This is a genomic window from Ottowia pentelensis, assembly GCF_964341695.1.
The window spans coordinates 2,547,420-2,572,709 of the sequence record NZ_OZ224513.1 but is presented as its reverse complement, the minus strand read 5'-3'; the positions used below and the strand labels follow the sequence as shown (position 1 = coordinate 2,572,709).

20 protein-coding genes and 1 pseudogene are annotated in these 25,290 nt (G+C 70.4%); 15 read left to right on the top strand and 6 right to left on the bottom strand.

Going from position 1 to position 25,290, the window contains the following annotated elements:
- The first annotated feature begins 236 nt into the window (after positions 1 to 236).
- The 9 genes from ACWHMB_RS12450 (at position 237) to def (ending at position 11,219) form a co-directional block, all read left to right on the top strand.
- Positions 237 to 791: a hypothetical protein gene (locus tag ACWHMB_RS12450; protein ID WP_377478611.1), complete on the top strand. Its 555-nt coding sequence runs from the start codon at positions 237 to 239 to the stop codon at positions 789 to 791.
- 161 nt (positions 792 to 952) lie between these two features.
- Positions 953 to 1,429: a signal peptide protein gene (locus ACWHMB_RS12445; RefSeq protein WP_377478609.1), complete on the top strand. Its 477-nt coding sequence runs from the start codon at positions 953 to 955 to the stop codon at positions 1,427 to 1,429.
- 257 nt (positions 1,430 to 1,686) lie between these two features.
- On the top strand, positions 1,687 to 5,205 hold the full coding sequence (gene smc / locus ACWHMB_RS12440) for a chromosome segregation protein SMC (RefSeq protein WP_377478607.1): 3,519 nt from the start codon (positions 1,687 to 1,689) through the stop codon (positions 5,203 to 5,205).
- Positions 5,202 to 6,278, top strand: coding sequence for a cell division protein ZipA C-terminal FtsZ-binding domain-containing protein (locus ACWHMB_RS12435; RefSeq protein WP_377478605.1), 1,077 nt, complete (start codon positions 5,202 to 5,204; stop codon positions 6,276 to 6,278). The genes smc and ACWHMB_RS12435 overlap by 4 nt, the downstream gene beginning before the upstream one ends.
- Before the next feature lie 50 nt (positions 6,279 to 6,328).
- Positions 6,329 to 8,479 (top strand): NAD-dependent DNA ligase LigA, encoded by a 2,151-nt coding sequence (gene ligA, locus ACWHMB_RS12430; protein WP_447648549.1) that lies wholly within the window; start codon positions 6,329 to 6,331, stop codon positions 8,477 to 8,479.
- A gap of 6 nt (positions 8,480 to 8,485) precedes the next feature.
- Positions 8,486 to 9,106, top strand: a complete 621-nt coding sequence (locus ACWHMB_RS12425) for a cold shock domain-containing protein (protein WP_293223297.1) — start codon at positions 8,486 to 8,488, stop codon at positions 9,104 to 9,106.
- Positions 9,094 to 10,023: an ROK family protein gene (locus tag ACWHMB_RS12420; protein WP_377478600.1), complete on the top strand. Its 930-nt coding sequence runs from the start codon at positions 9,094 to 9,096 to the stop codon at positions 10,021 to 10,023. Before ACWHMB_RS12425 ends, ACWHMB_RS12420 begins: the two co-directional genes overlap by 13 nt.
- 155 nt (positions 10,024 to 10,178) lie before the next feature.
- Positions 10,179 to 10,673, top strand: coding sequence for a hypothetical protein (locus ACWHMB_RS12415; RefSeq protein WP_377478598.1), 495 nt, complete (start codon positions 10,179 to 10,181; stop codon positions 10,671 to 10,673).
- A gap of 9 nt (positions 10,674 to 10,682) precedes the next feature.
- On the top strand, positions 10,683 to 11,219 hold the full coding sequence (def, locus tag ACWHMB_RS12410) for a peptide deformylase (protein WP_293223291.1): 537 nt from the start codon (positions 10,683 to 10,685) through the stop codon (positions 11,217 to 11,219).
- Positions 11,220 to 11,508: 289 nt separating this feature from the next.
- Here def and ACWHMB_RS12405 read toward each other — a convergent pair.
- Positions 11,509 to 12,063, bottom strand: a pseudogene (locus ACWHMB_RS12405) (C40 family peptidase); the annotation flags it as partial.
- Between the two features lie 250 nt (positions 12,064 to 12,313).
- Between ACWHMB_RS12405 and ACWHMB_RS12400 the strand changes: the two are divergent.
- Complete coding sequence (locus tag ACWHMB_RS12400) at positions 12,314 to 13,486, top strand: PQQ-dependent sugar dehydrogenase (protein ID WP_377478596.1); 1,173 nt, start codon at positions 12,314 to 12,316, stop codon at positions 13,484 to 13,486.
- A gap of 94 nt (positions 13,487 to 13,580) precedes the next feature.
- Here ACWHMB_RS12400 and ACWHMB_RS12395 read toward each other — a convergent pair whose 3' ends face one another.
- Entirely contained in the window at positions 13,581 to 14,633 is a 1,053-nt protein-coding gene (locus ACWHMB_RS12395; protein ID WP_293223289.1) for an extracellular solute-binding protein, read from the bottom strand.
- Between the two features lie 366 nt (positions 14,634 to 14,999).
- Entirely contained in the window at positions 15,000 to 15,557 is a 558-nt protein-coding gene (locus ACWHMB_RS12390; RefSeq protein WP_377479136.1) for a phasin family protein, read from the bottom strand.
- A 271-nt stretch (positions 15,558 to 15,828) separates the two neighbouring features.
- Between ACWHMB_RS12390 and ACWHMB_RS12385 the strand changes: the two genes are divergently transcribed.
- The 5 genes from ACWHMB_RS12385 to ACWHMB_RS12365 all read left to right on the top strand — a co-directional run bounded on the left by ACWHMB_RS12385 (position 15,829) and on the right by ACWHMB_RS12365 (position 20,853).
- Positions 15,829 to 16,548, top strand: a complete 720-nt coding sequence (locus ACWHMB_RS12385; protein ID WP_377478594.1) for a nitroreductase — start codon at positions 15,829 to 15,831, stop codon at positions 16,546 to 16,548.
- A gap of 58 nt (positions 16,549 to 16,606) precedes the next feature.
- The gene (gene pncB, locus ACWHMB_RS12380; protein ID WP_377478592.1) at positions 16,607 to 17,836 is read left to right on the top strand and encodes a nicotinate phosphoribosyltransferase; all 1,230 of its coding nucleotides are present in this window, start codon (positions 16,607 to 16,609) and stop codon (positions 17,834 to 17,836) included.
- Positions 17,837 to 17,900: 64 nt separating this feature from the next.
- On the top strand, positions 17,901 to 19,358 hold the full coding sequence (locus tag ACWHMB_RS12375; RefSeq protein WP_377478590.1) for a sodium:proton antiporter: 1,458 nt from the start codon (positions 17,901 to 17,903) through the stop codon (positions 19,356 to 19,358).
- Positions 19,359 to 19,361: 3 nt separating this feature from the next.
- The gene (nagZ, locus tag ACWHMB_RS12370; protein ID WP_377478588.1) at positions 19,362 to 20,420 is read left to right on the top strand and encodes a beta-N-acetylhexosaminidase; all 1,059 of its coding nucleotides are present in this window, start codon (positions 19,362 to 19,364) and stop codon (positions 20,418 to 20,420) included.
- A 31-nt stretch (positions 20,421 to 20,451) separates the two neighbouring features.
- Positions 20,452 to 20,853 carry a hypothetical protein gene (locus ACWHMB_RS12365; RefSeq protein ID WP_377478586.1) on the top strand — a complete coding sequence of 134 codons (402 nt, stop codon included), beginning with the start codon at positions 20,452 to 20,454 and terminating at the stop codon, positions 20,851 to 20,853.
- Between the two features lie 40 nt (positions 20,854 to 20,893).
- Here the strand turns inward: ACWHMB_RS12365 and ACWHMB_RS12360 are convergent, their stop codons facing one another.
- The 3 genes from ACWHMB_RS12360 to alaS form a co-directional block, all read right to left on the bottom strand.
- The gene (locus ACWHMB_RS12360; protein ID WP_447648548.1) at positions 20,894 to 21,805 is read right to left on the bottom strand and encodes a transglutaminase-like domain-containing protein; all 912 of its coding nucleotides are present in this window, start codon (positions 21,803 to 21,805) and stop codon (positions 20,894 to 20,896) included.
- 319 nt (positions 21,806 to 22,124) lie between these two features.
- On the bottom strand, positions 22,125 to 22,631 hold the full coding sequence (locus ACWHMB_RS12355) for a TlpA family protein disulfide reductase (RefSeq protein ID WP_377478582.1): 507 nt from the start codon (positions 22,629 to 22,631) through the stop codon (positions 22,125 to 22,127).
- Positions 22,631 to 25,261: an alanine--tRNA ligase gene (gene alaS, locus ACWHMB_RS12350; protein ID WP_377478580.1), complete on the bottom strand. Its 2,631-nt coding sequence runs from the start codon at positions 25,259 to 25,261 to the stop codon at positions 22,631 to 22,633. Before alaS ends, ACWHMB_RS12355 begins: the two co-directional genes overlap by 1 nt.
- Positions 25,262 to 25,290 lie beyond the last annotated feature (29 nt).

The window sequence follows — 25,290 nt, the reverse complement described above, 5'->3', positions numbered from 1 at the left end:
ATGGCGGCGGACGAGAGGGGCCGGGTGCGCGCCGCACGGCCCTCCAACCGGTTTTGACCTTCAACCCGTGCATTGTAGGGAGCGCGGCGCGCCCATTGGGCCGCGCCACCGTCTGCGGCGGGCCGGGCGTCTTGGGGGCACAACGCTATGGAAATTCCCTAGGCGGTTCGTCTTGCCAGGCGAGTCGTTTCACTTTGTAATATAGAACTTGTGTCTAGCGGCGGGGTTTGCCGGGGATGATGTACATCAAGTCCGATTTGGGCCTGCAGGCCATGAAGGATCGCCATGCGGTGGACATCACGCGCGTGCAGCGCTCGGCGCTGATCCTGTTCGACGGCCAGCGCTCGGTGCGCGCGGTGCTGGAGGCCACGGCGGCGCTGGGCGCCACGGCGGCCGACGTCGATCAGCTGGTGGCCCTGGGCCTGCTGCAGCCGCTGGCCGGGGCCGGGGCCGGGACGGCGCCCGCGGCGGCCGCCGCACCCGCTGCCGCGTCGGCCGCCGCACCCGCTGCCGCAGCGGCCGCCGCACCCGCTGCCGCAGCGGCCGCCGGCCCCCGCGCCGCGCAAGCGGCCGACCCGCCCAGCGCGCAGGAGCGCGCCCAGCGCTACCGCGTGGCCTACCCGCTGGCCACCGAGCTCACCGCCCAGCTGGGCCTGCGCGGCTTCACGCTGAACCTGGCGGTGGAGGCGGCGCAGGGCTTCGAGGGCCTGGTCGAGCTGCTGCCCCGGCTGCGCGCCGCCGTCGGCGACGAACGCATCCAGCCGCTGGAAGACGTGCTGCTGGGCCCGTGACCGCGCCCCAGCCCTTGGGGCTTGCCCGTGCATCGCGTTGCGGCGCTGCAGCGCGGCTTGTTGCGGCTTCGGCCCGGCGCCCTGTCGGCTGCCAGCGCGGCGCGTGCGTTGGAGCAGGACGCACGGCTTTCGTGCGCGTGACCGAAACAAGGAGATTGACCATGAAGATTGCCCCGATCATGCTGGCGCTGGGCCTGGTATTGGCACCCGCGGCTTTTGCCCAGGCGCCGGCGGCCGCGGCCACGGTGCACGCCGTCTGCAAGGACGGCAGCCCCTTCGAGGGCGCCAGCCTGCGCGGCGCCTGCCGTGGTCACGGTGGCGTGGACAAGAAGGCCACCAAGGCGGCCGCGGCCGGCACCGGCGCGGCGCCCGCCGCCAAGGCCCCGGCCACCGCGCCGGCAGCGGCTGCTCCGGCCGCAGCGGCCGTCGCCCCCGCGGCCAAGGCCAAGCCCGCCGCCAACGTGGCGGCCGCGCCCGGCGGCGGCGCCGGCAAGGTCTGGGTCAACGACGCCACCAAGGTCTACCACTGCAGCGGCGACCGCTACTACGGCAAGACCAAGCAGGGCGAATACATGAGCGAGGCCGACGCCAAGGCCAAGGGCATGCACGCCGCGCGCGGCAAGGCCTGCGCCGGCTGATCGCCGGGCGAGTGCTGCCGACACGGGGCCGGACTGCGTGCGCCGCCGGCCGGCCCCGTTTTTTTGCCGCGCTGTTTTCGGTCGAATCGGCACCTGGCCCAGGTGTGATATGCGCCGGCAGCTACCAAACTTGAAGTGATTTCGAGCTGGAAACAGGCTGTGTTGCGCGCTCCCCGGAGCCTGGGACAGCGGCGGCTGCACGGTATCATCGGTGGTTTGCCACGTCCCATACTGCGCCCCGCGGGGGCTGCGCGCCAGTGCGTCTCAACTCCATCAAGCTCTCGGGCTTCAAGTCCTTCGCCGAGCCGACCAACTTCATGCTGCCCGGCCAACTGGTCGGCGTGGTGGGGCCCAACGGCTGCGGCAAGTCCAACATCATGGACGCCGTGCGCTGGGTGCTGGGCGAGTCCAAGGCGTCGGAGCTGCGCGGCGAGTCGATGCAGGACGTCATCTTCAACGGCACCACCAGCCGCAAGCCGGCCTCGCGCTCGTCGGTTGAACTGGTGTTCGACAACAGCGACCACCGGGCCGGCGGGCAGTGGAGCCAGTTCACCGAGATCGCCGTCAAGCGCGTGCTGACGCGCGACGGCACCTCAAGCTACTACATCAACAACCAGCCGGTGCGCCGGCGCGACGTGCAGGACGTGTTCCTGGGCACGGGCCTGGGGCCGCGCGCATACGCCATCATCGGCCAGGGCACGATCAGTCGGATCATCGAAAGCCGCCCTGAAGAGCTGCGCCTGTTCCTCGAAGAAGCGGCCGGCGTCAGCAAGTACAAGGAGCGCCGGCGCGAGACCGAGAACCGCCTGGCCGACACGCGCGAGAACCTGACGCGAGTCGAGGACATCCTGCGCGAGCTGAACAACAACCTCGACAAGCTGGAAAAGCAGGCCGAGGTCGCGCAGCAGTATCAAAACCTGCAGGCCGCGGCCCAGCTCAAGCAGAACCAGCTCTGGTTCCTGAAGCGCGCCGAGGCCGACGAAGGCCAGGGCCGCCTCAAGCAGGAAGCCGAGAAGGCCGTCAACGAGCTGGAGGCGCGCGTGGCCGACCTGCGCCACGTCGAGGCCGACCTGGAGACCATCCGCCAGGCGCATTACGCCGCCGGCGACGGCGTCAACCAGGCGCAGGGCCGGCTGTACGAGGCCAGCGCCGAGGTGGGCCGGCTGGAGGCCGAGATCCGCTTCGTGGTCGAGGGCCGCCAGCGCGCCGAGGCACGTCTGGGGCAGCTCATCGAGCAGATCGCCCAGTGGGCCACGCGCCGTGCCGATGCCGAAACCGAGATCGAGCAGCTGGCCGAGCAGGGCGTGCAGGCCGAGGACCAAGCTGTCACCCTGGCCGCCCAGCTCGAAGACCAGCAACAGGCCCTGCCCGAGCTGGAAGACGCCCTGCGCGCGGCGCAGGGGCGCGCCGGCGAGCAGCGCGGCGCCGTGGCCCAGGTGCAGCAGCAGATCCAGGTGCTGGCGGCCGAGCAGCGCGGCATCGAGGAGCAGTCGCGCCAGCTGGGCAGCCGGCGCGACAAGCTGGGCGCCGACAAGAACGCGCTGGCCGCGCCCGACGAGCAGCGCCTGCTGAACCTGCAATCGCAACTCGCCAGCGCGCAGGAGACGGCCGAAGTCGCCGACGCGCGCCTGCACGAGCTGCAGGACAGCGTGCCGCAGCTGGACGAGGCGCGCCGCGCCGCGCAGCAGGCCGTCAACGCCGAATCGGCGAAGCAGGCCGATTTGTCGGCGCGCCTGGAGGCGCTGAAGGCGCTGCAGGAGCGCGTCAAGACCGACGGCAAGCTGAGGCCCTGGCTGCAAAAGCACGGGCTGGATGGTTTGCAGGGCCTGTGGAGCCGCATCCACGTCGAGCCCGGCTGGGAAAACGCGCTCGAAGCCGCGCTGCGCGAGCGCATGAGTGCGCTCGAAGTCAGCCGGCTGGACATGGTGCGTGCCTTCGCCGCCGACGCACCGCCGGCCAAGCTGGCCTTCTACAGCCCGCCCAGCGCGCCGCTGCCGGATCAGGCCGGCCGCCTGCCGCGCCTGGCCGATCTGCTGCGCCTGCACGATGCCGGCCAGAAGGCGCTGCTGGCCGACTGGCTGGCCGGCTGCTACACCGCGACCAGTCTGGAAGACGCCCTGGCCGCGCGCCCCCAGCTGCAGGCCGGCGAGGCGATCTATGTGCCAAGCGGCCACGCCGTCACCGCGCACGGCGTCGCCTTCTACGCGCCCGACTCCGAGCAGGCCGGCCTGCTGGCGCGCGCGCAGGAGATCGAGAACCTCGACAAGCAGCTGCGCGCCCAGGCCCTGATCGGCGAGGAGGCGCGCGCCACCCTGATCCGCGCCGAGGCCGCCTACAGCGACGCCAGCCAGCGCCTGGTGGGCGCGCGGCGCGAGGCCAGCGAGGCGCAGCAGCGCGCGCACGGCCTGCAGGTCGAGACCCTGCGCTTGGCCCAGCTGGCCGAGCAAAGCCGTGCGCGCAGCCAGCAGATCGACGGCGACCTGGCCGAGGTCGACGCCGCGCTGGAGGCCCTGCAGGAGCGCCGCGTGACCTTTGATGCGCGCTTCGAGGAGTTGGACATGCAGCTGGCCGACACGCAGGAGCGCCACGCCCAGCTGGACGAGCAGGTGATCGGCGCCGAGCGCAAGCTGGGCGAGGCGCGCGAGCAACAGCGCGCGCTGGAGCGCCAGGCGCAGGAGGCCCAGTTCGCCCAGCGCAGCCTGGAGGCACGCCGCGCCGAACTGGCGCGCACCATCGACACCGCCGCCCAGCAGGCCGGCGGCCTGGCCGACGAGCAGCAGCGCGCGCAGGACGAGCTGGCGCGCCTGACCGACGCCGCCGCGCAGGCCGGCCTGCAGTCGGCACTGGCGCTCAAGCTGGAGCGCGAGCAGGCGCTGGGCGCGCTGCGCAGCAGCTACGACGACCTGACGGCCAAGCTGCGCGCCAGCGACGAGCGCCGCCTGGGCCTGGAGCGCGAGCTCGACCCGCTGCGCCAGCGCATCACCGAGCTGCAGCTGAAGGAGCAGGCCGCGCGCCTGGGCACCGAGCAATACAGCCAGCAGCTGGCCGAGGCCCAGGCCGACCTGGCGGCGGTCGAGCAGTCCATCGCCGAGGGCAATGTGCGCCTGCAGGGCCTGCAAGGCGAGATCGACCGCCTGCACCGCGAAATCCAGGCGCTGGGGGCGGTCAACCTGGCGGCGCTCGACGAACTCGCCAGCGCGCGCGAGCGCAAGCAGTTCCTCGACGCCCAGTCGGCCGACCTGACCGAGGCCATGACTACGCTGGAAGACGCCATCAAGAAGATCGACGGCGAGACGCGCGAGCTGCTGGGCGGCACCTTCAACACCGTCAACGAGCACTTCGGCCGCATGTTCCCCGAGCTGTTCGGCGGCGGCCAGGCCAGGCTGGTGATGACGGGCGAAGAGATTCTCGACTCGGGTGTGCAGGTGATGGCGCAGCCGCCGGGCAAGAAGAACCAGACCATCCACCTGCTGTCGGGCGGCGAGAAGGCGCTGACGGCCATCGCGCTGGTGTTTGCCATCTTCCAGCTCAATCCGGCGCCGTTCTGCCTGCTGGACGAGGTCGACGCGCCGCTGGACGACGCCAACACCGAGCGCTACGCCCGGCTGGTCACCAGGATGAGCGGGCAGGGCACGCAGTTCCTGTTCATCAGTCACAACAAGATCGCGATGGAAATGGCCCAGCAGCTGATCGGCGTGACCATGCAGGAGCAGGGCGTCTCGCGCATCGTGGCGGTGGACATGGAAAGCGCCGTGGGCATGGCGGAGGCCGCATGAATTCCTTGCAAGTGGGCCTGGCCATTGCCGGCGGGCTGATCCTGATGGGCGTGATCGCCTACAACACTTGGTACGCGCGCCGCAACGAGCCGCGCCAGGCCCAGCCCGAGGCGCCGCCACCCGGCGACGAACGGCCCGAGCCGGTGGCCGGCCCCGGCGCGTCCATGGCCGAACCCGAGCGCGTCGAGCCCTCGTTCGACGGCGACGCCGCCCTGCCGCCGCTGGGCCCGCTGCCCACGCCCGACAAGCGTCCCGCGCTGGACGCGCTGATCGACGTCATCGCCCCGATCGCGCTGGATGGCCGCGTGGTCTCGGGCGACGCCCTGCTGGCGGCGCTGCCGGCCACGCGCCGCGTCGGCAGCAAGCCCTTTGCGGTCGAAGGCCAGGCCGAGGGCGCCAGCGAGTGGGAGTTTCCGGTCGCCGGCCGGCGCTACCACGCGGTGCAGGCCGGCGTGCAGCTGGCCAACCGCACCGGCGCGCTCAACGAGATCGAGTTCTCCGAGTTCGTCGCCAAGGCCCAGCTCTATGCCGACACGGTGGGCGGCGCGCCCGAGTTTCCCGACATGCTGCCCGAGGTGATGCGCGCGCGCGAGCTGGATCAATTCGCCAGCCAGCACGACGCGCAGCTGGGCCTGAGCCTGCGCGCGCGCAGCGCCGCCTGGAGCCCCGGCTACGTCGCCCAGCAGGCCGCGCGCCTGGGCTTCGTCGCCGGCGCCGTGCCCGGGCGCATGGTGCTGCCGGCCGCGCAGATGGGCCTGCCGCCCGTGCTGGGCCTGGCCTTCGATGCGCAGGCCGCACTGGCCGAGCAGCCCGAGCAGGCCGCCATCCACGAGTTGGTGCTGAACCTGGACGTGCCGCAGGTGGAGCGCGCGCAGCAGCCCTTCGCGCGCCTGTGCGAGGTGGCCTTCGCGCTGGCCCAGGCCATGGACGGCGTCATCACCGACGACGCCGGCCAGGTGCTGCACCCCGAGATGATGAGCGCCATCGGCACCGACCTGGAGCAGCTGTACGACACGCTGGAGCAGCACGACCTGGCGGCCGGCTCGCCGCAGGCGCGGCGGCTCTTCAGCTGATTTTTAAGCCAAATCGGCCTCTGGCCATTGTCGAACAAGCGTGAGCAGCTATGAATAGCGAAGCAAACGCCCAAGCCCGCGCCGCCGAATTGCGCGCCGCGCTCAACCGCGCCGCGCACCAGTACTACACGCTGGACGCGCCCGAGCTGCCCGACGCCGAGTACGACCGCCTGTTTCGCGAGCTGCAGGCGCTGGAGGCGGCGCACCCGCAGCTGCGCACGCCCGACTCGCCCACCCGGCGCGTGGGCGGCACGGTGCTCGACGGCTTCGCGCCGGTGCGCCATGCCGTGCCCATGCTCAGCATCCGCACCGAAACCGACACCACGGCCGCCGGCGCCCAGGCCTTCGACGCGCGCGTGCGCCGCGAGCTGAAGCTGACGGACGACGCGCCCGCCATCGACTACGTGGCCGAGCCCAAGTTCGACGGCCTGGCGATGAACCTGCGCTACGAGCAGGGCGTGCTGGTGCAGGCCGCCACGCGCGGCGACGGCGAAACCGGCGAGGACGTGACGCAGAACATCCGCACCATCGGGCAGATACCACTGCGCCTCGCGGGCCCGCCCGACGCCGGGCCGCCCCAAGGCGGGCGAGCCCCCTCGGGGGGCAGCGAAGGACGCGAAGCGCCGAGCGTGGGGGCAATATGTTTTCCCCCCGTGCTCGAAGTGCGCGGCGAGGTCTACATGCGCCGCGACGACTTCGAGCAGCTGAACGAGCGCATGCGCGCGCGCATGGCGGCCGGCGACAAGGCGGCCAAGACCTTCGTCAACCCGCGCAACGCCGCCGCCGGCGCCGTGCGCCAGCTCGATCCGGCCATTGCCGCCGAGCGGCCGCTGAGCTTCTTCGCCTACGGCCTGGGCGAAGTCACGCCGCCCGAGCAGGGCGGGCCGGTGTTCGACACCCACTGGCAGCTGCTGCAGGCGCTCGCATCATGGGGTTTTCCGGTCTCGGCCCTGGCCCGTCGTGCGCGGGGCGCTTCTGAGTTGATAGCATTCCACGACGACCTGGCGGCTCGGCGCGACGCCCTGCCATTCGACATCGACGGCGTGGTCTACAAGGTCGACCGGCTGGAGCTGCAGCGCGAGCTGGGCTTCGTCACGCGCGAGCCGCGCTGGGCCGTGGCGCACAAGTACCCGGCGCAGGAGCAGCTGACGACGGTGCTCGCCATCGACGTGCAGGTCGGCCGCACCGGCAAGCTGACGCCGGTGGCCAAGCTGGCGCCGGTGTTCGTCGGCGGCGTCACGGTGACCAACGCCACCTTGCACAACGAGCTGGAGGCGCGCCGCAAGGACGTGCGCGTGGGCGACACCGTGGTGGTGCGCCGCGCCGGTGACGTGATCCCCGAGGTGGTGTCGGTGCTGGCCGACAAGCGCCAGCCCGGCGCGCCCGAGTTCAGCATGCCCGCGCACTGCCCCGTCTGCGGCAGCGCCGTGGTGCGCGAGGAGGGCGAGGCCGACCACCGCTGCACCGGCGGCCTGTTTTGCAGCGCCCAGCGCAAGCAGGCCCTGCTGCACTTTGCCAGCCGTCGCGCCATGGACATCGAGGGCCTGGGCGAGAAGCTGGTCGACCAGCTGATCGACGGCAAGGTGGTGCGCAGCCTGCCCGACCTCTACCGCATGGGCTTCGTCAGCCTGGCGGCGCTGGACCGCATGGCCGACAAGTTGGCGCAAAACCTGATCGATGCGCTGCAAAAATCGAAGCACACCACGCTGGCGCGCTTCTTGTTCGCGCTCGGCATCCGCCATGTCGGCGAAGCCACGGCCAAGGACCTGGCGCGCCACTTCGGCACGCTCGACGCCGTGATGGCCGCCGATGCCGACCAACTGGCCCAGGTGCCCGACGTCGGCCCGGTGGTGGCCGAGAGCATCCACACCTTCTTTGCCCAACCGCACAACCGCGAGGTGGTCGAGCAACTGCGCGCCGCCGGCATCACCTGGCCCGTGGGCGAACCCAGCGCCGCCGCGCGCCAGCCCCTGGCCGGCAAGACCTTCGTGCTGACCGGCACCCTGCCCACGCTGAGCCGCGAGGAGGCGAAGGCCATGCTCGAAGCCGCCGGCGCCAAGGTCGCCGGCAGCGTCAGCAAGAAAACGCACTGCGTGGTGGCGGGCGAGGAAGCCGGCAGCAAACTCGACAAGGCGCGCGAGCTGGGCGTGCCGGTGATCGACGAGGCGGGGCTGCGGGCCTTGCTGGAAGGCGAGGGCTGAAGCGTCATGCGTTTCGACGGTCGCCTGGCACAGTGGGACGATCAGCGCGGATTCGGCTTCATCGAGCCGGTACAAGGTGGCGAACGCGTGTTTGTGCATGTGAGCGCGTTTGCGCCAGGCGACCGCAGTGCCGACAACCGCCCTCGCGAGGGCGATCGCGTCAGTTTCGAGCTGACGTTGGACGCCCAGGGCCGCAAGCAGGCCCGCCGTGTAAGCCGGCCCGATGCGCCCGGCCGCGCACAGCCTGCGGGTGTGCCCCGGGTGATCCGTCGCCGCACCGAGTATCGGGATGATGACGGGGGTGGCGGCTTTGGCCGCTGGGTGGGCATGGCCCTCATGCTGGCTCTGATGGTGGCTTTGGGCTGGAAGGGTACCCAATGGTGGGCCGCTTATGGCAACCGCCAAACTGGGATCGTCGCGCCCCTGAGCGCAACAGACGGCCCGGTGTCGCCCTCGCAGCCATCGACAGTGGCGTTTCGTTGCGACGGCCGGACGATGTGCTCGCAAATGACTTCGTGCGCCGAGGCCACGTATTTTCTGCAGAACTGCCCCGGCACCAAGATGGACGGCAATCGCGACGGGGTGCCGTGCGAGCAACAGTGGTGCACCAGCCCGTGGGCCAAATAGCGCCGCGACGCCCGCGCCTGGGTGTCGACCTGGGCGGCTCCAAGATCGAGATTGCCGCGCTGGATGCTCGGGGCGCGTTCGTGCTGCGCCAGCGCGTGGCCACGCCGCAGGGCGACTACGCGGCCACGCTGGACGCGATCGCCCGCCTGGTCGCCGCCGCAGAAGCCCGGCTGGGCGCCACCGGCCTGCCGCTGGGCATCGGCATTCCCGGCAGCCTGTCGCCGCTGACGGGCCGGGTGCGCAACGCCAATTCGACGGTGCTCAATGGCCAGCCGCTGCGCGAGGACCTGCAGCGCCTGCTGGCGCGTCCGGTGCGGCTGGAGAACGACGCCAACTGCCTGGCGCTGTCCGAGGCCACCGACGGCGCGGGCGCGGGCGCCGACGTGGTGTTCGCCGTCATCCTGGGCACCGGCGTGGGCGCGGGCATCGCGGTGCAGGGTCGCGTGCTGCAGGGCTGCAACGGCATTGCCGGCGAGTGGGGGCACAACCGGCTGCCGCTGCTGGCGGGCGAGCAGCGTGTTGCTCGCACCTGCTGGTGCGGTCGGCCCGACTGCGTGGAGGCCTGGCTGTCGGGCCCGGCGCTGGCGGCGGATCACGCGCAGGCGGGCGGCGGCGCGTGCAGCGCCGAGCAGGTCGTGGCGGCCATGCGCGCCGGCGACGCGGTGGCCGTGGCGACGTTCGAGCGCTATGCCCGCCGCTTGGCGCTGGCGCTGGCGGGGGTCATCAATGTGCTCGACCCGCAGGTGATCGTGCTGGGCGGTGGCCTGAGCCAGGTGCCCGAGCTGTTCGAGCGCGTGCCCGCGCTGTGGGCACCGCATGTCTTCAGCGACGTCGTGCGTACCGCGCTGCGGCCGGCGCGGCATGGCGATTCGTCGGGCGTGCGCGGTGCCGCCTGGCTGGCGGATGCAAGTGTTTGAAAGACCGCCCGCGTGGGGTTGGCGTGGCGGCGACGTGGCGCGTTTTGGGCTTGAAACCGGCGCGCGCGCCGCTTCATGCGGGGTTTACATCGCACGCGTACAGTGATTGGCACGATCCGGCCGCGACACGCCGGGCTCATTGCGGAGGTATCACCATGACAACTCGGGCTTCTTCTTTCAGTGGCGGCCGGCTGCTGCTGGGCGTTGGCGCCGCGGCCCTGCTGCTGCTGGGCGGCTGCGTGATGGCGCCGGTGGACCCGTACTACGACGTCGGCACGCCGGTGACGACCTATCCCTACGGCCCGTCCTACGTCGCGCCGGCCTATCCGGCCTATTCGGCGCCGTACTACTACGGCCCGTCCATGTCGCTGGGCATCTACGGCGGCTGGTCCGACAACGACCATCGCGGCTGGCGCGACCGGTCGCGCCGTCCCAACTGGGGTGACCGCGACGGTCCGCGCCCGGGCTGGAACGGCGGCCACAACGGCCCGCGCCCCGGCTGGAGCGGCCAGCCCGGCCCGCGCCCGGGCGGGTGGGATCGCCCGGCACGGCCCAGCGCCCCCTCGGTGCGCCCGCCGGTGCGCTCCAACCCCGACTGGCACCCCGGCGCGCCGCAGAACCGCCTGCGGGGCATCGAAGGGGCGGGTTGATCCCCGGACGTGGCGATCCGCGACATCCTGAAGATGGGCGATGCGCGCCTGCTGCGCGTGGCGCGCCCGGTCGAGGCCTTCGACAGCGCGGCGCTGCACGCGCTGGTGCTCGACATGGTGGACACCATGCGCGCGGCCGACGGCGCCGGCCTGGCGGCGCCGCAGATCGGGGTCGACCTGCAGCTGGTGATCTTCGGCAGCGACGCGGTCAACCCGCGCTATCCCGACGCGCCCGTGGTGCCGCGCACGGTGCTGTGCAACCCGGTCGTCACGCCGCTGTCGGATGAGGAAGAAGAAGGCTGGGAAGGCTGCCTGTCGGTGCCCGGCCTGCGCGCGGTGGTGCCGCGCTGGCGCCGCATCCGCTATGCCGGCAGAGACGTCTATGGCGACGCGATCGAGCGCGAGGCCGAGGGCTTTCATGCCCGCGTGGTGCAGCACGAGTGCGATCACCTGCAGGGCGTGCTCTACCCCATGCGGGTGCGCGACTTCACGCGCTTCGGCTTTACCGAGGTGCTGTTTCCGGGCCTGGACGCGCAGGACGATTGACCGGCGCCGGCGCCAAAAAAGAGGGCCCTTGCGGGCCCGTACCTTTGGAGGAGGTAAAACCGTTGGCGTGGGCGCCGCCGGCGGCGCCGCGCCACGCCGTGTTTCAGATGTCGCCGGTCATGACGCTTGCCATGGTAGCGCGTTGGTCGTCGACGGGCGAGACTGCTTCGCGCGCGGGCTCGCTGGTGGCACGGCTGCCACTGCCGCCCAGGCGCACGGCGCTGGGAGCCGGGGTGTCGCGCGTCAGCACGCTGGATGCGCGCAGGGCCACGGGGGCGGCGGCGGGGTCGGCGCTGACCGCGGTGGTGGCGGTGGCCTTGTCGTCCAGCACGCGGCGCGCGCCGTTGAAGCGCTTTTGCCAGTAGCTGACGTCCATGCTCTCCACGCGCACCCGCGCGCCGGTGCGCGGCGCGTGGATGAACTTGCCCTCGCCCAGGTAGATGCCCACGTGGCTGTAGGCGCGGCGCAGGGTGTTGAAGAACACCAGGTCGCCCGGCTGCAGCTCTTTCTTGTCGATCTTTTCGGTCGCCGCGGCCTGCTCCTGCGAGCGCCGCGGCAGCACCAGGCCCAGCGCCTGCTCGAACGTGGTGCGCACGAAGCCGCTGCAGTCGAAGCCGGTCTCGGCCGAATTGCCGCCCCGGCGATAGGGCACGCCGATGGCGCTGAGGGCGTTGGCCAGCAGGCCGCTGGCGCGGTCGGACGCGTGGTGGATGCTGTCGCCCAGCCGCGCGCTCAGGCTGGCGGGCGTGGCGGGCGCAGCCGGATCGTCGGCAACGGGGGAGGCGAAAGCAGGGGTGGCGCAGGCGGCAAGCAGGGCGGACGCGACGATGATGGACTTGAGCATGGATCCGGTCGGTGCGGGCGCCGTGAGCCAGCGCTTCGTGTTGGGGTCTGCCGCGGCTTGCAAGGGCCTTGGCGCGGGGCAATACGGTGTGCCACTGCCTGCCATGTGGCCGGCGTAGTGTAGGGGAAAGAGCGGCCGATTCCGGGGTGGGGTATCCGTTCCGTCCCAGGGATTACCCTTGGTTTCAGGCTTCGCCAGCGAATTTGGCCAAAAAGTTAACAAATCGGGCCCGACGCGGCATGATGGGCGCATGTTCCGGCAAACCATCGACCGCATCGTTTCGCACCCGCGCCGGGCCGCGCTGCGTGGCTTTGTGGCGGGCGCCTTGCTGGCCGCCGGCGGGGGCGCGGCGGCGCAGTCGCCCGCGCTGCGGGTGCAGACCGTGGCGGGCGGGCTGGAGCACCCCTGGGCCGTTGCCTTCCTGCCCGGCGGGCGCTTTCTGGTGAGCGAGCGGCCGGGCCGCCTGCGCGTGGTGCAGGCCGATGGCGCGCTGGGCCCGCCGCTGTCCGGCGTGCCCGCGGTGGCTGCGGGCGGGCAGGGCGGGCTGCTGGACGTCGTCACCGACTCGGACTTCGCGCGCAACCGCAGCATCTACTTCTGCTTCAGCGAGCCCGGCGCCGGCGGCAGCAACGGCACGGCGCTGGCGCGCGCCCGTCTGGCCGACGACGGGACGCGGCTGGAGGACGTGCGCGTGATTTTCAGCCAGCGGCCCAAGGTGGCCAGCCGCCTGCACTTCGGCTGCCGCATCGTCGAGCGGATGGTGGGCGGCAAGCCCGATGGCACGCTGTTTCTCACCCTGGGCGAGCGCTTTTCGCAGCGCGATGCGGCGCAGAAGCTGGACAACCATCTGGGCAAGATCGTGCGCGTGGGCAAGGACGGCGCCGTGCCGGCCGACAACCCCTTCATCGGCCGCGCCGGCGCCTTGCCCGAGATCTGGAGCTACGGCCATCGCAACGTGCAGGGCGCCGCGCTGGCGCCCGACGGCACGCTGTGGACGCACGAGCACGGCCCCATGGGCGGCGACGAGATCAACCTGCCGCAGGCCGGCAAGAACTACGGCTGGCCGCTGGTGAGCTTCGGCCTCAACTACGAGGGCACGCCGGTGGGCGCGGGCCAGAGCGCCGCGCCCGGCCTGGAGCCGCCGCTGCACCACTGGACGCCCTCGATCGCGCCCTCGGGCATGGCGTTCTTGACCAGCGAGCGCTACGGCCCGGCGTGGCGGGGCGACCTGTTCGTCGGCTCGCTCAAGTTCCAGTACCTGGACCGCATCGAGCTGAAGGACGGCAAGGTGGTGGCCGAGCACCAACTGCTGCAGGACGTGGGCCAGCGCATCCGCGACGTGCGCCAGGGGCCCGACGGCCTGCTCTACGTGCTGACCGACAGCAGCGACGGGCGGCTGCTGCGCTTGCTATCGAATCAATAGCTTTTTGCGCTTGATCGGCGGGCGCCCGAGCTCGATTCGATCGAAAAATCGGCGCCGTGTTGGCGCCGTGGCAGATCGTGCGTTCTGGGCCGGCTTACTTGAAGCCAACGCGATCCAGCATCTGCTGCACCTGCACCTGGTGCTCGCCCACCTTGCTGACCGGAATGGTCTCGGCCTTGAAGGTGCCGCTGCCGCCGGTCATGGCCTTGAGCGCGGGGTTGTCGGTCAGCACACCCTTGGCCACCGGCCACTCGTTGTTGCCGTTGGCGAAATAGTTCTGCGCCGCCGGGCTGGCCAGGTATTCGAGAAACTTGACGGCGTTGCCCGGGTGCTTGGCGTGGCGCGCCACGGCCGCGCCGGCGATGTTCACATGAGTGCCCCAGCTGGCCTGGTTGGGAAACACCACGCCCACCTTTTCGGCCACCGCGCGGTCCTCGGGCTTGGCCGAGCGGATCAGGCGCGCCAGGTAGTAGCTGTTGGTCACGGCGATCTGGCATTCGCCCGCCGCCACGGCCTTGATCTGGTCGGTGTCGCCGCCCTTGGGCGCGCGCGCCATGTTGGCCACCATGCCCTTGAGCCAGGCCTCGGTCTTCTCGGCGCCCATGTGCTCCAGCTGCGCGCCGAACAGGCTCAGGTTGTAGGGGTGCGAGCCGCTGCGGATGCACAGCTTGCCCTTGTTCTTCGGGTCGCCCAGGTCGGCGTAAGTGGCCACGTCGGCCGGCTGCACGCGCAGCTTGTCGTACACGATCACGCGCGCGCGGGTCGAAAAGCCGAACCACGCCACGCCGCCGTCGGCCGTCGGCTGCGCGCGCAGGCTGGCCGGGATGGCCTCGTCCAGCAGCTTGGAGTGGATGGGTGCAAACAGCCCGTCGTGCTCGCCGCGCCACAGGCGCGCCGCGTCCACCAGCAGGATCACGTCGGCCGGCGAGGCGCTGCCCTCGGCCTTCAGCCGCGCGATGATGCCGGCGTCGTCGGCGTCCACGCGGTTGATCTTGATGCCCGTGGCCTGGGTGAAGCCGTCGTACAACTGCTCGTCCGACGCGTAGTGGCGCGCCGAATACAGGTTGAGGACGGCGGGCTCTTGCGCGTGCGCCGCGCCGGCGGCCAGGGCGAGCGTGGCAGCGGCCAGGAGAAGCAGTTTTTTCATGGTGGGGAAGGGGTCTCTCGGTACAAGGAAAACCGGATCGGCTTGCCGGTGATGATAACGCAAACGAGAATTGTTCTCGTTATTGGGGCTTGTGCTGGATCAAGTTCTGGTCGCTTCGATGGGGCCGAGCCTTCGGGCGCAATCGACAAAAAAGGGCTGATCTTGCGATCAGCCCTTGAAGGGATCCCTGAGCCCGCGAAGGGCTGCGAAAGGATCCGAGGAGACAAGCGTTCGGGTGCCTGCATCACCCAGAAACAAGGGCACGTGCCGGTGGGCGTGCCTGCCCTTGTTTCTGGGCGCTCGGCCGGCCGGGGCCAGCCGAGCGTCGAGCCGGGCGCCGGGTGAGGGCGCGCCGGCGGCGGTCGATCAGCGCTTCTTGGCGGACACGACGGTGGCGTTCTTCGCGGCGTTGGTGGCGCTGGTGGCCACGGCGTTGAAGTTGGCTTCGGCCATGTCGGAGGCTTGCTTGACGGCCTTTTGCACCGATTCGAAGGCGTTGTTGGCGGCAGCCACGGCGCTCTTCATCATGGCGACGGCGGTGTCGGAGCCGGCGGGGGCGTTCTTGGCGGCGCTGTCCACCAGCGAGGCGAACTGGGCCTGGCCTTCGGCCACGCGGGTTTCGAAAGCCTTGCTGAACTCGCTGCTGGTGCCCGAAGCGATGTCATACAGATGACGGCTGTAGGCGGCGGCCTTCTCGGCCAGCGGCTGGAACAGGCTGGCCTGGATGCTCAGCAGCTCTTGCGCGTCCTTGACCGACAGCAGGGCCTGGGCGTGCGATTGCGACTCGGCCAGCGCGGCCTTGGTGGCTTGCAGGTTCAGCTCGACCAGCTTCTCGACGCCTTCGAAAGCCTTGTTGGTCAGGCCGTTGAGGGTCTCGAGGTTGGCTTTTTGCGAGGCGACGAATTGTTCGGGGGTCAGCATGATGGGAATCTCCTGGTCACGGTGGAAGGGTTTAACTTGGTATGAATGCCGCCCTTCAACCACTTCTTTATGTTGCAGTGCAGCATGGGTTGAATTTTAGGGGTTTCCCGTAGCAAAGCAAGGCATTTTGCTGCGCCGCAGCATTTTTAGATGCGACGGTCTAACGCCGGCCGGGCGCGGCGTGGCGCCCCGTGCTCGGCGGGTGCCGCGGAAGGCCGCTGGCAGAATGGCGGGCCATCGCATGCAAGGCGCGCCTGTCCATTTTTTCGCCACCATGTCCCAGCTGAACGCCCCCATCGTCGATCCGGCCAGCGTCGACGCCGCCATCGAGAACCGCTTTTGCGTGCGCGCCTTCGCGCCCACGCCGGTGCCGCGCCAGACGGTCGCCGACATCCTGCGCGTGGCCGCGCGCGCGCCCTCGGGCACCAACGCCCAGCCCTGGCAGGTCTACGTGCTGCAGGGCGCGTCGCGCGCTGCGCTGGTGACGCAGGTGTGCGCCGCCTACGACGCCGGCGCGGCCGACCCGCAACTGGCCGCGCGCTACCGCGCCGAATACGACTACTACCCCAGCCAGTGGATCGAGCCCTACCTGGGGCGGCGGCGCCAGAACGGCTGGAGCCTGTACGGCCTGCTGGGCATCGCCAAGGGCGACAAGGACAAGATGCACGCGCAGCACCGGCGCAACTACCAGTTCTTCGACGCGCCGGTGGGGCTGATCTTCACCATCCACCGCGTGATGGGCGCAGGCTCGCTGCTGGACTACGGCATGTTCCTGCAGAACGTCATGGTGGCCGCGCGCGCCCGCGGCCTGCACAGCTGCCCGCAGGCGGCGTGGAACCACTACGGCTCCATCATCCTGCCGCACGTGGGCGCGGGGGCCGACGAGAAGCTGGTGTGCGCCATGGCGCTGGGCTGGCCCGACGAGCAGGCGCCGGTCAACGGCTTCGAGACGCCGCGCGAGGACGTCGAGCGCTTCACGCGCTGGCTCGATTGAGCGCGTGGCCGGGCGCTACACTGGGCCACGCCCCCCAGACCGATGAGACCAGCCCGCCATGATCATTGAAAGCCTGCTCGACACCGACCTGTACAAGTTCACCATGATGCAGGCGGTGCTGCATCAGTTTCCGGGCGCCGAGGTCGAGTACAAGTTCAAGTGCCGCACGCCCGGCGTGCAGCTGACGCCCTACATCCACGAGATCCACGACGAGCTGCGCTCGCTGTGCAGCCTGCGCTTTGCCGAGGACGAGCTGGCCTACATGCGCGGCATGCGCTTCATCAAGAGCGACTTCATCGACTTCCTGGGCCTGTTTCGCCTGAGCGAAAAGCACATCACGCTGACGCCGCTGGACAACGGCGAGCTCGACATCCGCGTGCGCGGGCCCTGGCTGCACACCATCCTGTTCGAGATTCCGGTGCTGGCCATCATCAGCGAGGTCTACTTTCGCAACACGCAGCCGCGGCTGGACCTGGCCGAGGGCCGCCGGCGCCTGGCGGCCAAGATCGAGCTCTTGAAGGCGCCGGGCCTGGAGCAGCTGAAGATCGCCGACTACGGCACGCGCCGGCGCTTTTCGCGTGCCTGGCAGCGCGAGGTGCTGCAGACGCTGCAGGATCGCCTGGGCACCGGCGACGCGGGCCAGCTCACCGGCACCAGCAACGTGCTGTTCGCGCGCGACCTGGGCCTGCGCCCCATGGGCACCATGGCGCACGAATACCTGCAGGCCTGCCAGGCGCTGGGCCCGCGCCTGCGCGACACGCAGGTGTTCGGCTTCGAGAAGTGGGCGCAGGAGTACCGGGGCGACCTGGGCATCGCGCTGTCCGACGTGTACGGCATGAACGCCTTCCTGCGCGACTTCGACATGTACTTCTGCAAGCTGTTCGACGGCGCGCGCCACGACTCGGGCGACCCCTTCCTGTGGGGCGAGCGCATGATCGAGCACTACAAGGCCAACCGCTGCGACCCGCGCGCCAAGACGCTGATCTTCAGCGACGGCCTGACCATTCCGCGCTGCATCGAGTTGTTCGAGCGCTTTCACGGCCGCGTGCAGGTGGCCTTCGGCGTCGGCACCAACCTGACCAACGACGTCGGCCCCGACGCGCTGCAGCTGGTGCTGAAGATGGTGCAGTGCAACGGCCAGCCGGTGGCCAAGATCTCGGACACGCCCGGCAAGACCATGGTGGAGGACGAGGGCTACCTGAACTACCTGCGCCAGGTGTTCGACCTGCCGGCGCCGCCCGCGCCCGGCAGCGGCCCGGTCATCCGCACCGCGCCGGTGATGCTCTGATACTATTATTTATATAGCTAATAGCGCACACTCCATAAGCGCTATGGCCTGATTTGACCTGAAAATGACTGTGCCGACCACTTCCTGCCACGCCGCCCAACCCAAATGCCTGCGCAAGGCACTGGCCCCCGCGTGGTGGCTGGCGCCCGCGCTGCTGGCGCTGGCCGCGCCCGCCCACGCGGCCGGGCTCGACGGCCGCCAGCTGTCGGCCCTGTGGGGCCTGCCCTTTGTCGGCATCCTGCTGTCGATCGCCGTCTGGCCGCTGGTCGGCCCGCACTTCTGGCACCACCACTTCGGCAAGATCGCCGCCGCCTGGTCGCTGGCCTTTCTGCTGCCCTTCGCGGCGGTGTTCGGCGCGCACACGGCACTGGCCGGCCTGGTGCATGCGCTGGTGGCCGAATACATCCCCTTCATCCTGCTGCTGACGGCGCTGTTCACCGTCTCGGGCGGCATCTACATCCGCGGCAACCTGCACGGCACGCCGCAGCTGAACACCGCCATCCTGGCCATCGGCGCGGTGCTGGCCAGCTTCATGGGCACCACGGGCGCGTCCATGCTGCTGATCCGCCCGCTGATCCGCGCCAACGACAACCGCCCCAGCTGCGCGCACGTGGTGGTGTTCTTCATCTTCATCGTCAGCAACATCGGTGGCTCGCTCACGCCGCTGGGCGACCCGCCGCTGTTCCTGGGCTTTCTCAAGGGCGTCGGCTTCTTCTGGACGCTCGAGAACATCTACCGCGAAACCCTGTTCATGACGGTGGTGCTGCTGGCGCTGTTCTACGTCCTCGACCGCCACCTGTACCGCAAGCAGGGCGTGACGCGGCCCGACCCCACGCCCGACACGCCGACGTTCGGCTTCGACGGCGCCGTCAACTTCGTGCTGCTGGGCGTGGTGGTGGCGCTGGTGCTGCTGAGCGGCATGTGGGCCAGCCCGGTGTCGTTCGACGTCATGGGCACCGCCGTCGGCCTGCCGGGACTGGTGCGCGACGTCGGCCTGATCGTGGTCACGGCGGTGTCGATCGCCATCACGCCGCGCGCGGTGCACGAGTCCAACCAGTTCGACTGGGGGCCGATGCAGGAGGTGGGCAAGCTGTTCGCCGGCATCTTCCTGACCATCATTCCGGTCATCGCCATGCTGCAGGCGGGCGAGGACGGGCCCTTCGGCGCCATCGTCAAGGCGGTCACCCACGCCGACGGCACGCCCAACCCGGCGGCCTACTTCTGGGCCACCGGCGTGCTCAGCTCCTTCCTGGACAACGCGCCGACCTACCTCGTGTTCTTCAACACCGCGGGCGGCGACGCGGCGCACCTGATGGGGCCGCTGGCCAGCACCCTGGCGGCCATCAGCGCCGGCGCCGTGTTCATGGGCGCCAACACCTACATCGGCAACGCGCCCAACCTGATGGTCAAGGCCATCGCCGAGGACCGCGGCGTGAAGATGCCCAGCTTCTTCGGCTACATGGCCTGGAGCGGGGGCATCCTGATCCCGCTGTTCCTGCTCGTCACCTGGCTGTTCTTCTGACCGATGCCCGAGCACGCCCCGCTCATCGTCGACATCGCCGGCACCGCGTTGACGGCGGTGGACCGCCAGCGCCTGGCGCACCCGCTGGTGGGCGGGCTGATCCTGTTCGCGCGCAACTGGGACAGCCGCGCGCAACTCACCGCCCTGTGCGCGGCCGTCAAGCGCGTGCGGCCCGACCTGCTGATCGCCGTCGACCACGAAGGCGGGCGCGTGCAGCGCTTTCGCCAGGGCGGCTTCACCCACCTGCCGCCCATGCGCCGGCTGGGCGAGCTGTGGATGCGCGACGCCATGCGCGCGCAGGACGCCGCCACCGCCTGCGGCCACGTGCTGGGCGCCGAGCTGCGCGCCTGCGGCGTCGATCTGTCGTTTGCCCCCGTGCTCGACCTCGATTGGGGGCCCAGCAGCGTCATCGGCGACCGCGCCCTGCACGCCGACGCACGCGTGGTCACCCTGCTGGCCAAGGGCCTGATGCACGGCCTGCTGCTGGCCGGCATGGCGCACTGCGGCAAGCACTTTCCCGGCCACGGCTTCGTCGCGGCCGACTCGCACACCGAGCTGCCGCGCGACGCGCGCCCGCTCAAGGCCATCCTGCAGCAGGATGCCGCGCCCTACGGCTGGCTGGCCAGCAGCCTGCGCGCCGTCATGCCGGCGCACGTGATCTACAGCAAGGTCGACCGCCGCCCGGCGGGCTTTTCCAGGCGCTGGCTGCAGGCCATCCTGCGCCAGCGGCTGGGTTTCGACGGCGCCATCGTCAGCGACGACCTCAGCATGGCCGGCGCGCGCCAGATCGAGGGCCGCACCGTCAGCCCCTTTGATGCCGTGCTGGCCGCGCTGGATGCGGGCTGCGATCTGACCCTGCTGTGCAACCAGTCGCTGGGGCAGGGCGCGGTCATCGACGACACCATCGACGCCCTGGCGCGCGCCCAGCTGCAGGGCCGCTGGCAGCCCGGCGCCGCCAGCGCGCAGCGGCGCATGGCCCTGCTGCCGCAGGGTGATGCGCCCGACTGGGATGCGCTGATGCGCAGGCCGGCCTATATTCATGCTCTGGAGCGCCTGCCTTGAACTTGTGGCCCCGGCCCGCATCTGAACGATCATGACCCACACCCCCTACGGATACCTGCCGCCCTCGGCGGCATCGCGCGCCAACCCGCTGGAGCGCTTGCTCGGCCGCGTCATGGGTTGGCTGGGCTGGATCGTGCTGATGATGCTGGGCCTGGTGTTCGTCGTCAGCCTGCTGTTCTGGCTGGCCGTGATGGTGCTCTACAGCCTGGTCGCCGGCTGGATCACCGGCCGCCCGGCCACCGTCACCCTGCTGTGGCAGCGCTACCGCGCCATGGCGCGCCAGCACTGGCCGCAGCGCCCGGCACGCCAGGGCGCATCCGCCACCCCGCGCGCCGACGCCGCGCAGGCCACCGGCGCGTCGATGGAAACCGGCGTGCAGGACGTGGGCTGGCGCGAGGTGCGAGCGCCCGCGCCACCGCCGCGCTCCGAGTGAATCGAGCGCAACGCCCCGCCACTCGGCGGGGCGTTTTGCATCAGGCGCTCACTTCGCGCGCCGATATGACGTAGGTGAAGGTTGCCGGGTCGTATTGATCCAGCCAGCCGTCGGCGTCTTCGGCCATCGGGTACATCACGAAGCCCAGCGCATCGCCGGCGCTGCCCGGCAGCTTGACGTCGTGCGCCGTGTTGTAGGCCATCCAGTTGCCCTCCCAGGCGCCGAACAGGCCGGCATACACCGGGGCGATCAGCGGGTCGTCGGTGCGCTTGATCCATGCGGGCGTTTCCTGGCGCATCACCTTGGCTACGTCGGCCGGGTCCATCGCCGTCCAGCCGCGCGCCTGCAGGTACACCTCGGCGCGGCAGTGCTGCGCGCCGCTCAGCCTGGCCGAGCCGCTGCCCAGCTGCTTGTAGCCAAAGGCCGAGGGCGCCAGGCGAATGCCGTACACGTCGCGCGCGGGCACGCCCACGGCGCGGCACAGGCCGACGAACAGCGCGTTGATGTCGGCGCACTTGCCGCCCAGGTTGCCGGTCTCCAGCATGGTCTTGATGTCGCCCTCGCCGCAGCCCTTGACCTCGGGCTCGCGCCAGGCGTTGACCACCACCCAGTCGTACAGGGCGCGCACCTTGGCCTCGTCGCTGCGTGCGCCGCGCGTGGCTTGCAGGGCGGTCTCGCGCACGATGCCGTCGGTGGGCAGCAGGCGCGTGGGCCGAAGCGCCTCGCGCAGCGTGCTGGCGTCGTCGGGCACGCGCTGCGCGCCCGGCGTGCGGCTTTGGGTGCGCACGCGGCTGGTGACTTCGACAAAAGGTTGGGGCAGGCCGCCGGCAAAATCCACGGCCACCAGGCGCACGCCCTGCGCGCCATCGGTGACGATGCGCGCCTGGCCGTTGCTGGCAAAGCGGTCGCCCAGCGGCAGCTGCCAGCCGGTTTGCACCGAGGGCAGCGGCACCCAGGCGCGCGTGGCGCCGGCTGTGGCGGGCAGGTCGAGGCGGGTGGTGAGATCGAAGGTGCGCCAGTCGCCCGACTGGGGGGCAAAGCGAGGGGCGGACGAGAGTGCCGGCGCGGCGGCGGCAAAGGCGGGGGCAGGCTGGCGGCAAGGCCGAGGCCTGCCGCGCGCCCGATGAGGGCACGGCGATGCAAGTTCATGCAGAGAACTCCGGTTGGTCAGGAAACACCGGTCGGCGCACACGAGGCGGGCGATCCAATCGCCAACGCCAATGCCCCGAAGGCCGGTGGCCGGCGCTGACGGGCAGCGCGCGGCCGGGCGATTATCCGCCCAGGGCCTTGATCCAGCTCAGGGCCGGCTCGCCCGTCCAGTCCACCGCGCCGCGGATGATCTGGCGTGCCTGGCCTCGCGCGTCGACCAGCACGGTGGACGGAAACACCGTCGTGCCCCATGCGCGGGTGATCTCCCCCTTGGGGTCGGGCAGCACGGTCAGTGTCAGGCCGCTGGACTGCACGTAGCGGCGCACGCGCGGCAGCGGCTCGCGCACGTTGACGGCCAGCACCGCCAGACGCTCGCCCTCCAAGTCGGCCAGGGTCTGCAAGGTGGGCATCTCCTCCTTGCAGGGCGCGCACCAGGTGGCCCAGAAGTTGATCAGCACGGCGCGTCCGCGCAGGGCCGTCAAGTCCCACGGCCGGCCGTTCAGGTCGGTGGCGGCCAGCGGCGGCACGACCTGGCCGGCGGGCCAGGGCTTGCTGACGTTCTGCGCGCGGGCGCCGGGCAGCACGTCGGCCAGCAGCAGGCCGGCCAAGGCCTGGCGCCGGGTGGGCATCACGTGCGCTCGGCCACCCAGCCCTGCACCGAGGCCAGTGCCCGGGGCAGGCCGGCCGCATCGCTGCCACCCGCCATCGCCAGGTCGGGCTTGCCGCCGCCCTTGCCACCCACCTGCTGGGCGACGAAGTTGACCAGCTCGCCGGCCTGGATCTTGCCCGTCTCGGCCTTGGTCACGCCGGCGGCCAGCTGCACCTTGTCACCATCGACGGCGGCCAGCACGATGGCGGCGGACTTCAGCTTGTCTTTCAGCTTGTCCATGGTCTCGCGCAGGGTCTTGGCGTCGGCGCCGGGCAGGGTGGCGGCCAGCACCTTGATGCCTTTGACCTCCGCAGCTTGACCGACCAGCTCGTCGCCCTGCGACGAGGCCAGCTTGCCCTTGAGCTGGGCCACTTCCTTTTCCAGCGCCCGCACGTGATCGAGCGTGCCGGCGATGCGCTGGGTCAGCTCGGTGCTCGGGGTCTTGAGTGCGCCCGCCGCCTCGTGCACCGTGGCTTCCAGTCCTTGCAGATAGGCCAGGGCGTTGGTGCCGGTCACGCCTTCCACGCGTCGCACGCCGGCAGCCACGCCGCTTTCGCCGACGATCTTGAACAGGCCGATGTCACCGGTGCGCGTCACGTGCGTGCCACCGCACAGTTCGCGGCTGGAGCCGATGTCGAGCACGCGCACGGTGTCGCCGTACTTCTCGCCGAACAGCATCATGGCGCCGGTCTTATGCGCGCTCTCGATGTCCATCACGCGTGCCTGGGTGGCGGTGTTGGCCAGCACCTCGGCGTTCACGCGCTGCTCGATCTCCTGGATCTGCGCGGGGGTGACGGGCGCGTTGTGCGCAAAGTCGAAGCGCGTCTTCTCGGCATCGACCAGCGAGCCCTTTTGCTGCACGTGCGCGCCCAGCACCTCGCGCAGCGCCTTGTGCATCAGGTGCGTGACGCTGTGGTTGCGCATGGTGGCGGCGCGGCGCGCGGTGTCGACCTGCGCCTGCACCGTGTCGCCGACCTTGAGCACGCCGGCTTCGAGCCTGCCGTGGTGGCCGAACACCTCGGCCTTGATCTTCTGCGTGTCGTTGACGGCAAAGCGCGCGCCGCCTGCGCTGATGAGGCCCGCGTCGCCCACCTGGCCGCCCGACTCGGCGTAGAACGGCGTCACGTTCAGCACCACCACGCCGTTTTGTCCGACTTTCAGCTCTTGAGCCGGCGTGCCGTCTGCGTAGAGCGCTATGATTTTTGCAGTTTCCGCCAGATGATCGTAGCCGGTGAAGGTGTTGGCCGCGCCCTCGTAGGCCAGCGCCTTGTCCATCTTGAACTTGCCCGCCGCGCGCGCCGTGTCCTTCTGGTGCTGCATGGCGGCGTCGAAGCCGGCCTCATCGACCGTCACGCCGCGCTCGCGGCACACGTCGTTGGTCAGGTCCAGCGGAAAGCCGTAGGTGTCGTGCAGCTTGAAGGCCACCTCGCCCGGCAGCGTCTTGGCGCCGCCGGCCAGTGCGGCATCGAGGATTTCCATGCCATGCGCCAGCGTCTCGAAGAAGCGCTCCTCCTCGGCCTTGAGCACGCTGGTGATGTGCGCCTGCTGCTCCTTCAGGCGCGGATAGGCGGCGCCCATCTGCGCCACCAGCGGCGCCACCAGCTTGTGGAAGAAGGGCGTCTTTTGCCCCAGCTTGTAGCCGTGGCGGATGGCGCGGCGGATGATGCGCCGCTGCACGTAGCCGCGGCCCTCGTTGCCGGGGATCACGCCGTCGCTGACCAGAAAGGACGTGGCGCGGATGTGGTCGGCGATCACCTTGAGCGAGGGGTTGGCCAGGTCGCTGGTGTGCGTCTCGCGCGCGGCGGCGGCGATCAGCGCCTGGAACAGGTCGATCTCATAGTTGCTGTGCACGTGCTGCAGGATGGCGGCCAGTCGCTCCAGGCCCATGCCGGTGTCCACGCAGGGCGCGGGCAGACGGGTCACGCTGCCGTCCTCGGCCATGTCGAACTGCATGAACACGTGGTTCCAGATCTCGATGAAGCGGTCGCCGTCCTCGTCGGGCGATCCGGGCGGGCCACCGGGGATTTCGGGGCCGTGGTCGTAGAAAATCTCGCTGCACGGCCCGCACGGCCCGGTGTCGGCCATCATCCAGAAGTTGTCGCTCTTGTACTTGCCGCCCTTGTTGTCGCCGATGCGGATCACGCGCTCGGGCGGCAGGCCGATCACCTTCGTCCAGATGTCGTAGGCCTCGTCGTCCTCGTGGTAGACGGTGGCCAGCAGCCGCTCGGCCGGCAGCTGGTAGACCTGGGTCAAAAGCTCCCAGCCCCATTCGATCGACTCGCGCTTGAAGTAGTCGCCGAAGCTCCAGTTGCCCAGCATCTCGAAGAAGGTGTGGTGGCGCGCGGTGTAGCCCACGTTTTCCAGGTCGTTGTGCTTGCCGCCGGCGCGCAGGCAGGCCTGCACACTGGTCGCGCGCTTGTAGGGGCGCTGGTCGGTGCCGAGGAACACGTCCTTGAACTGCACCATGCCGCTGTTGGTGAACATCAGCGTCGGGTCGTTGGCGGGCACCAGCGGGCTGGAGGGCACCACGGTGTGGCCCTTGCTGACGAAGAAGTCCAGAAAGCTCTGGCGGATGTCGGCGACCGACATGGGAGGTTGGCTGGTTTTCATAAACGTTTTTGACCTGCAGCGCTTGTCCA

Bases quoted from the DNA above. Each gene is read 5' to 3' on its own strand.
- ACWHMB_RS12415 (WP_377478598.1), top strand. From the start codon at position 10,179: ATGACAACTCGGGCTTCTTCTTTCAGTGGCGGCCGGCTGCTGCTGGGC.
- ACWHMB_RS12425 (WP_293223297.1), top strand. From the start codon at position 8,486: ATGCGTTTCGACGGTCGCCTGGCACAGTGGGACGATCAGCGCGGATTC.
- pncB (WP_377478592.1), top strand. From the start codon at position 16,607: ATGATCATTGAAAGCCTGCTCGACACCGACCTGTACAAGTTCACCATG.
- ACWHMB_RS12385 (WP_377478594.1), top strand. From the start codon at position 15,829: ATGTCCCAGCTGAACGCCCCCATCGTCGATCCGGCCAGCGTCGACGCC.
- ACWHMB_RS12365 (WP_377478586.1), top strand. From the start codon at position 20,452: ATGACCCACACCCCCTACGGATACCTGCCGCCCTCGGCGGCATCGCGC.
- ACWHMB_RS12450 (WP_377478611.1), top strand. From the start codon at position 237: ATGATGTACATCAAGTCCGATTTGGGCCTGCAGGCCATGAAGGATCGC.
- ligA (WP_447648549.1), top strand. From the start codon at position 6,329: ATGAATAGCGAAGCAAACGCCCAAGCCCGCGCCGCCGAATTGCGCGCC.
- ACWHMB_RS12400 (WP_377478596.1), top strand. From the start codon at position 12,314: ATGTTCCGGCAAACCATCGACCGCATCGTTTCGCACCCGCGCCGGGCC.
- ACWHMB_RS12445 (WP_377478609.1), top strand. From the start codon at position 953: ATGAAGATTGCCCCGATCATGCTGGCGCTGGGCCTGGTATTGGCACCC.
- ACWHMB_RS12375 (WP_377478590.1), top strand. From the start codon at position 17,901: ATGACTGTGCCGACCACTTCCTGCCACGCCGCCCAACCCAAATGCCTG.
- ACWHMB_RS12355 (WP_377478582.1), bottom strand. From the start codon at position 22,631: ATGCCCACCCGGCGCCAGGCCTTGGCCGGCCTGCTGCTGGCCGACGTG.
- ACWHMB_RS12395 (WP_293223289.1), bottom strand. From the start codon at position 14,633: ATGAAAAAACTGCTTCTCCTGGCCGCTGCCACGCTCGCCCTGGCCGCC.
- ACWHMB_RS12435 (WP_377478605.1), top strand. From the start codon at position 5,202: ATGAATTCCTTGCAAGTGGGCCTGGCCATTGCCGGCGGGCTGATCCTG.
- nagZ (WP_377478588.1), top strand. From the start codon at position 19,362: ATGCCCGAGCACGCCCCGCTCATCGTCGACATCGCCGGCACCGCGTTG.
- alaS (WP_377478580.1), bottom strand. From the start codon at position 25,261: ATGAAAACCAGCCAACCTCCCATGTCGGTCGCCGACATCCGCCAGAGC.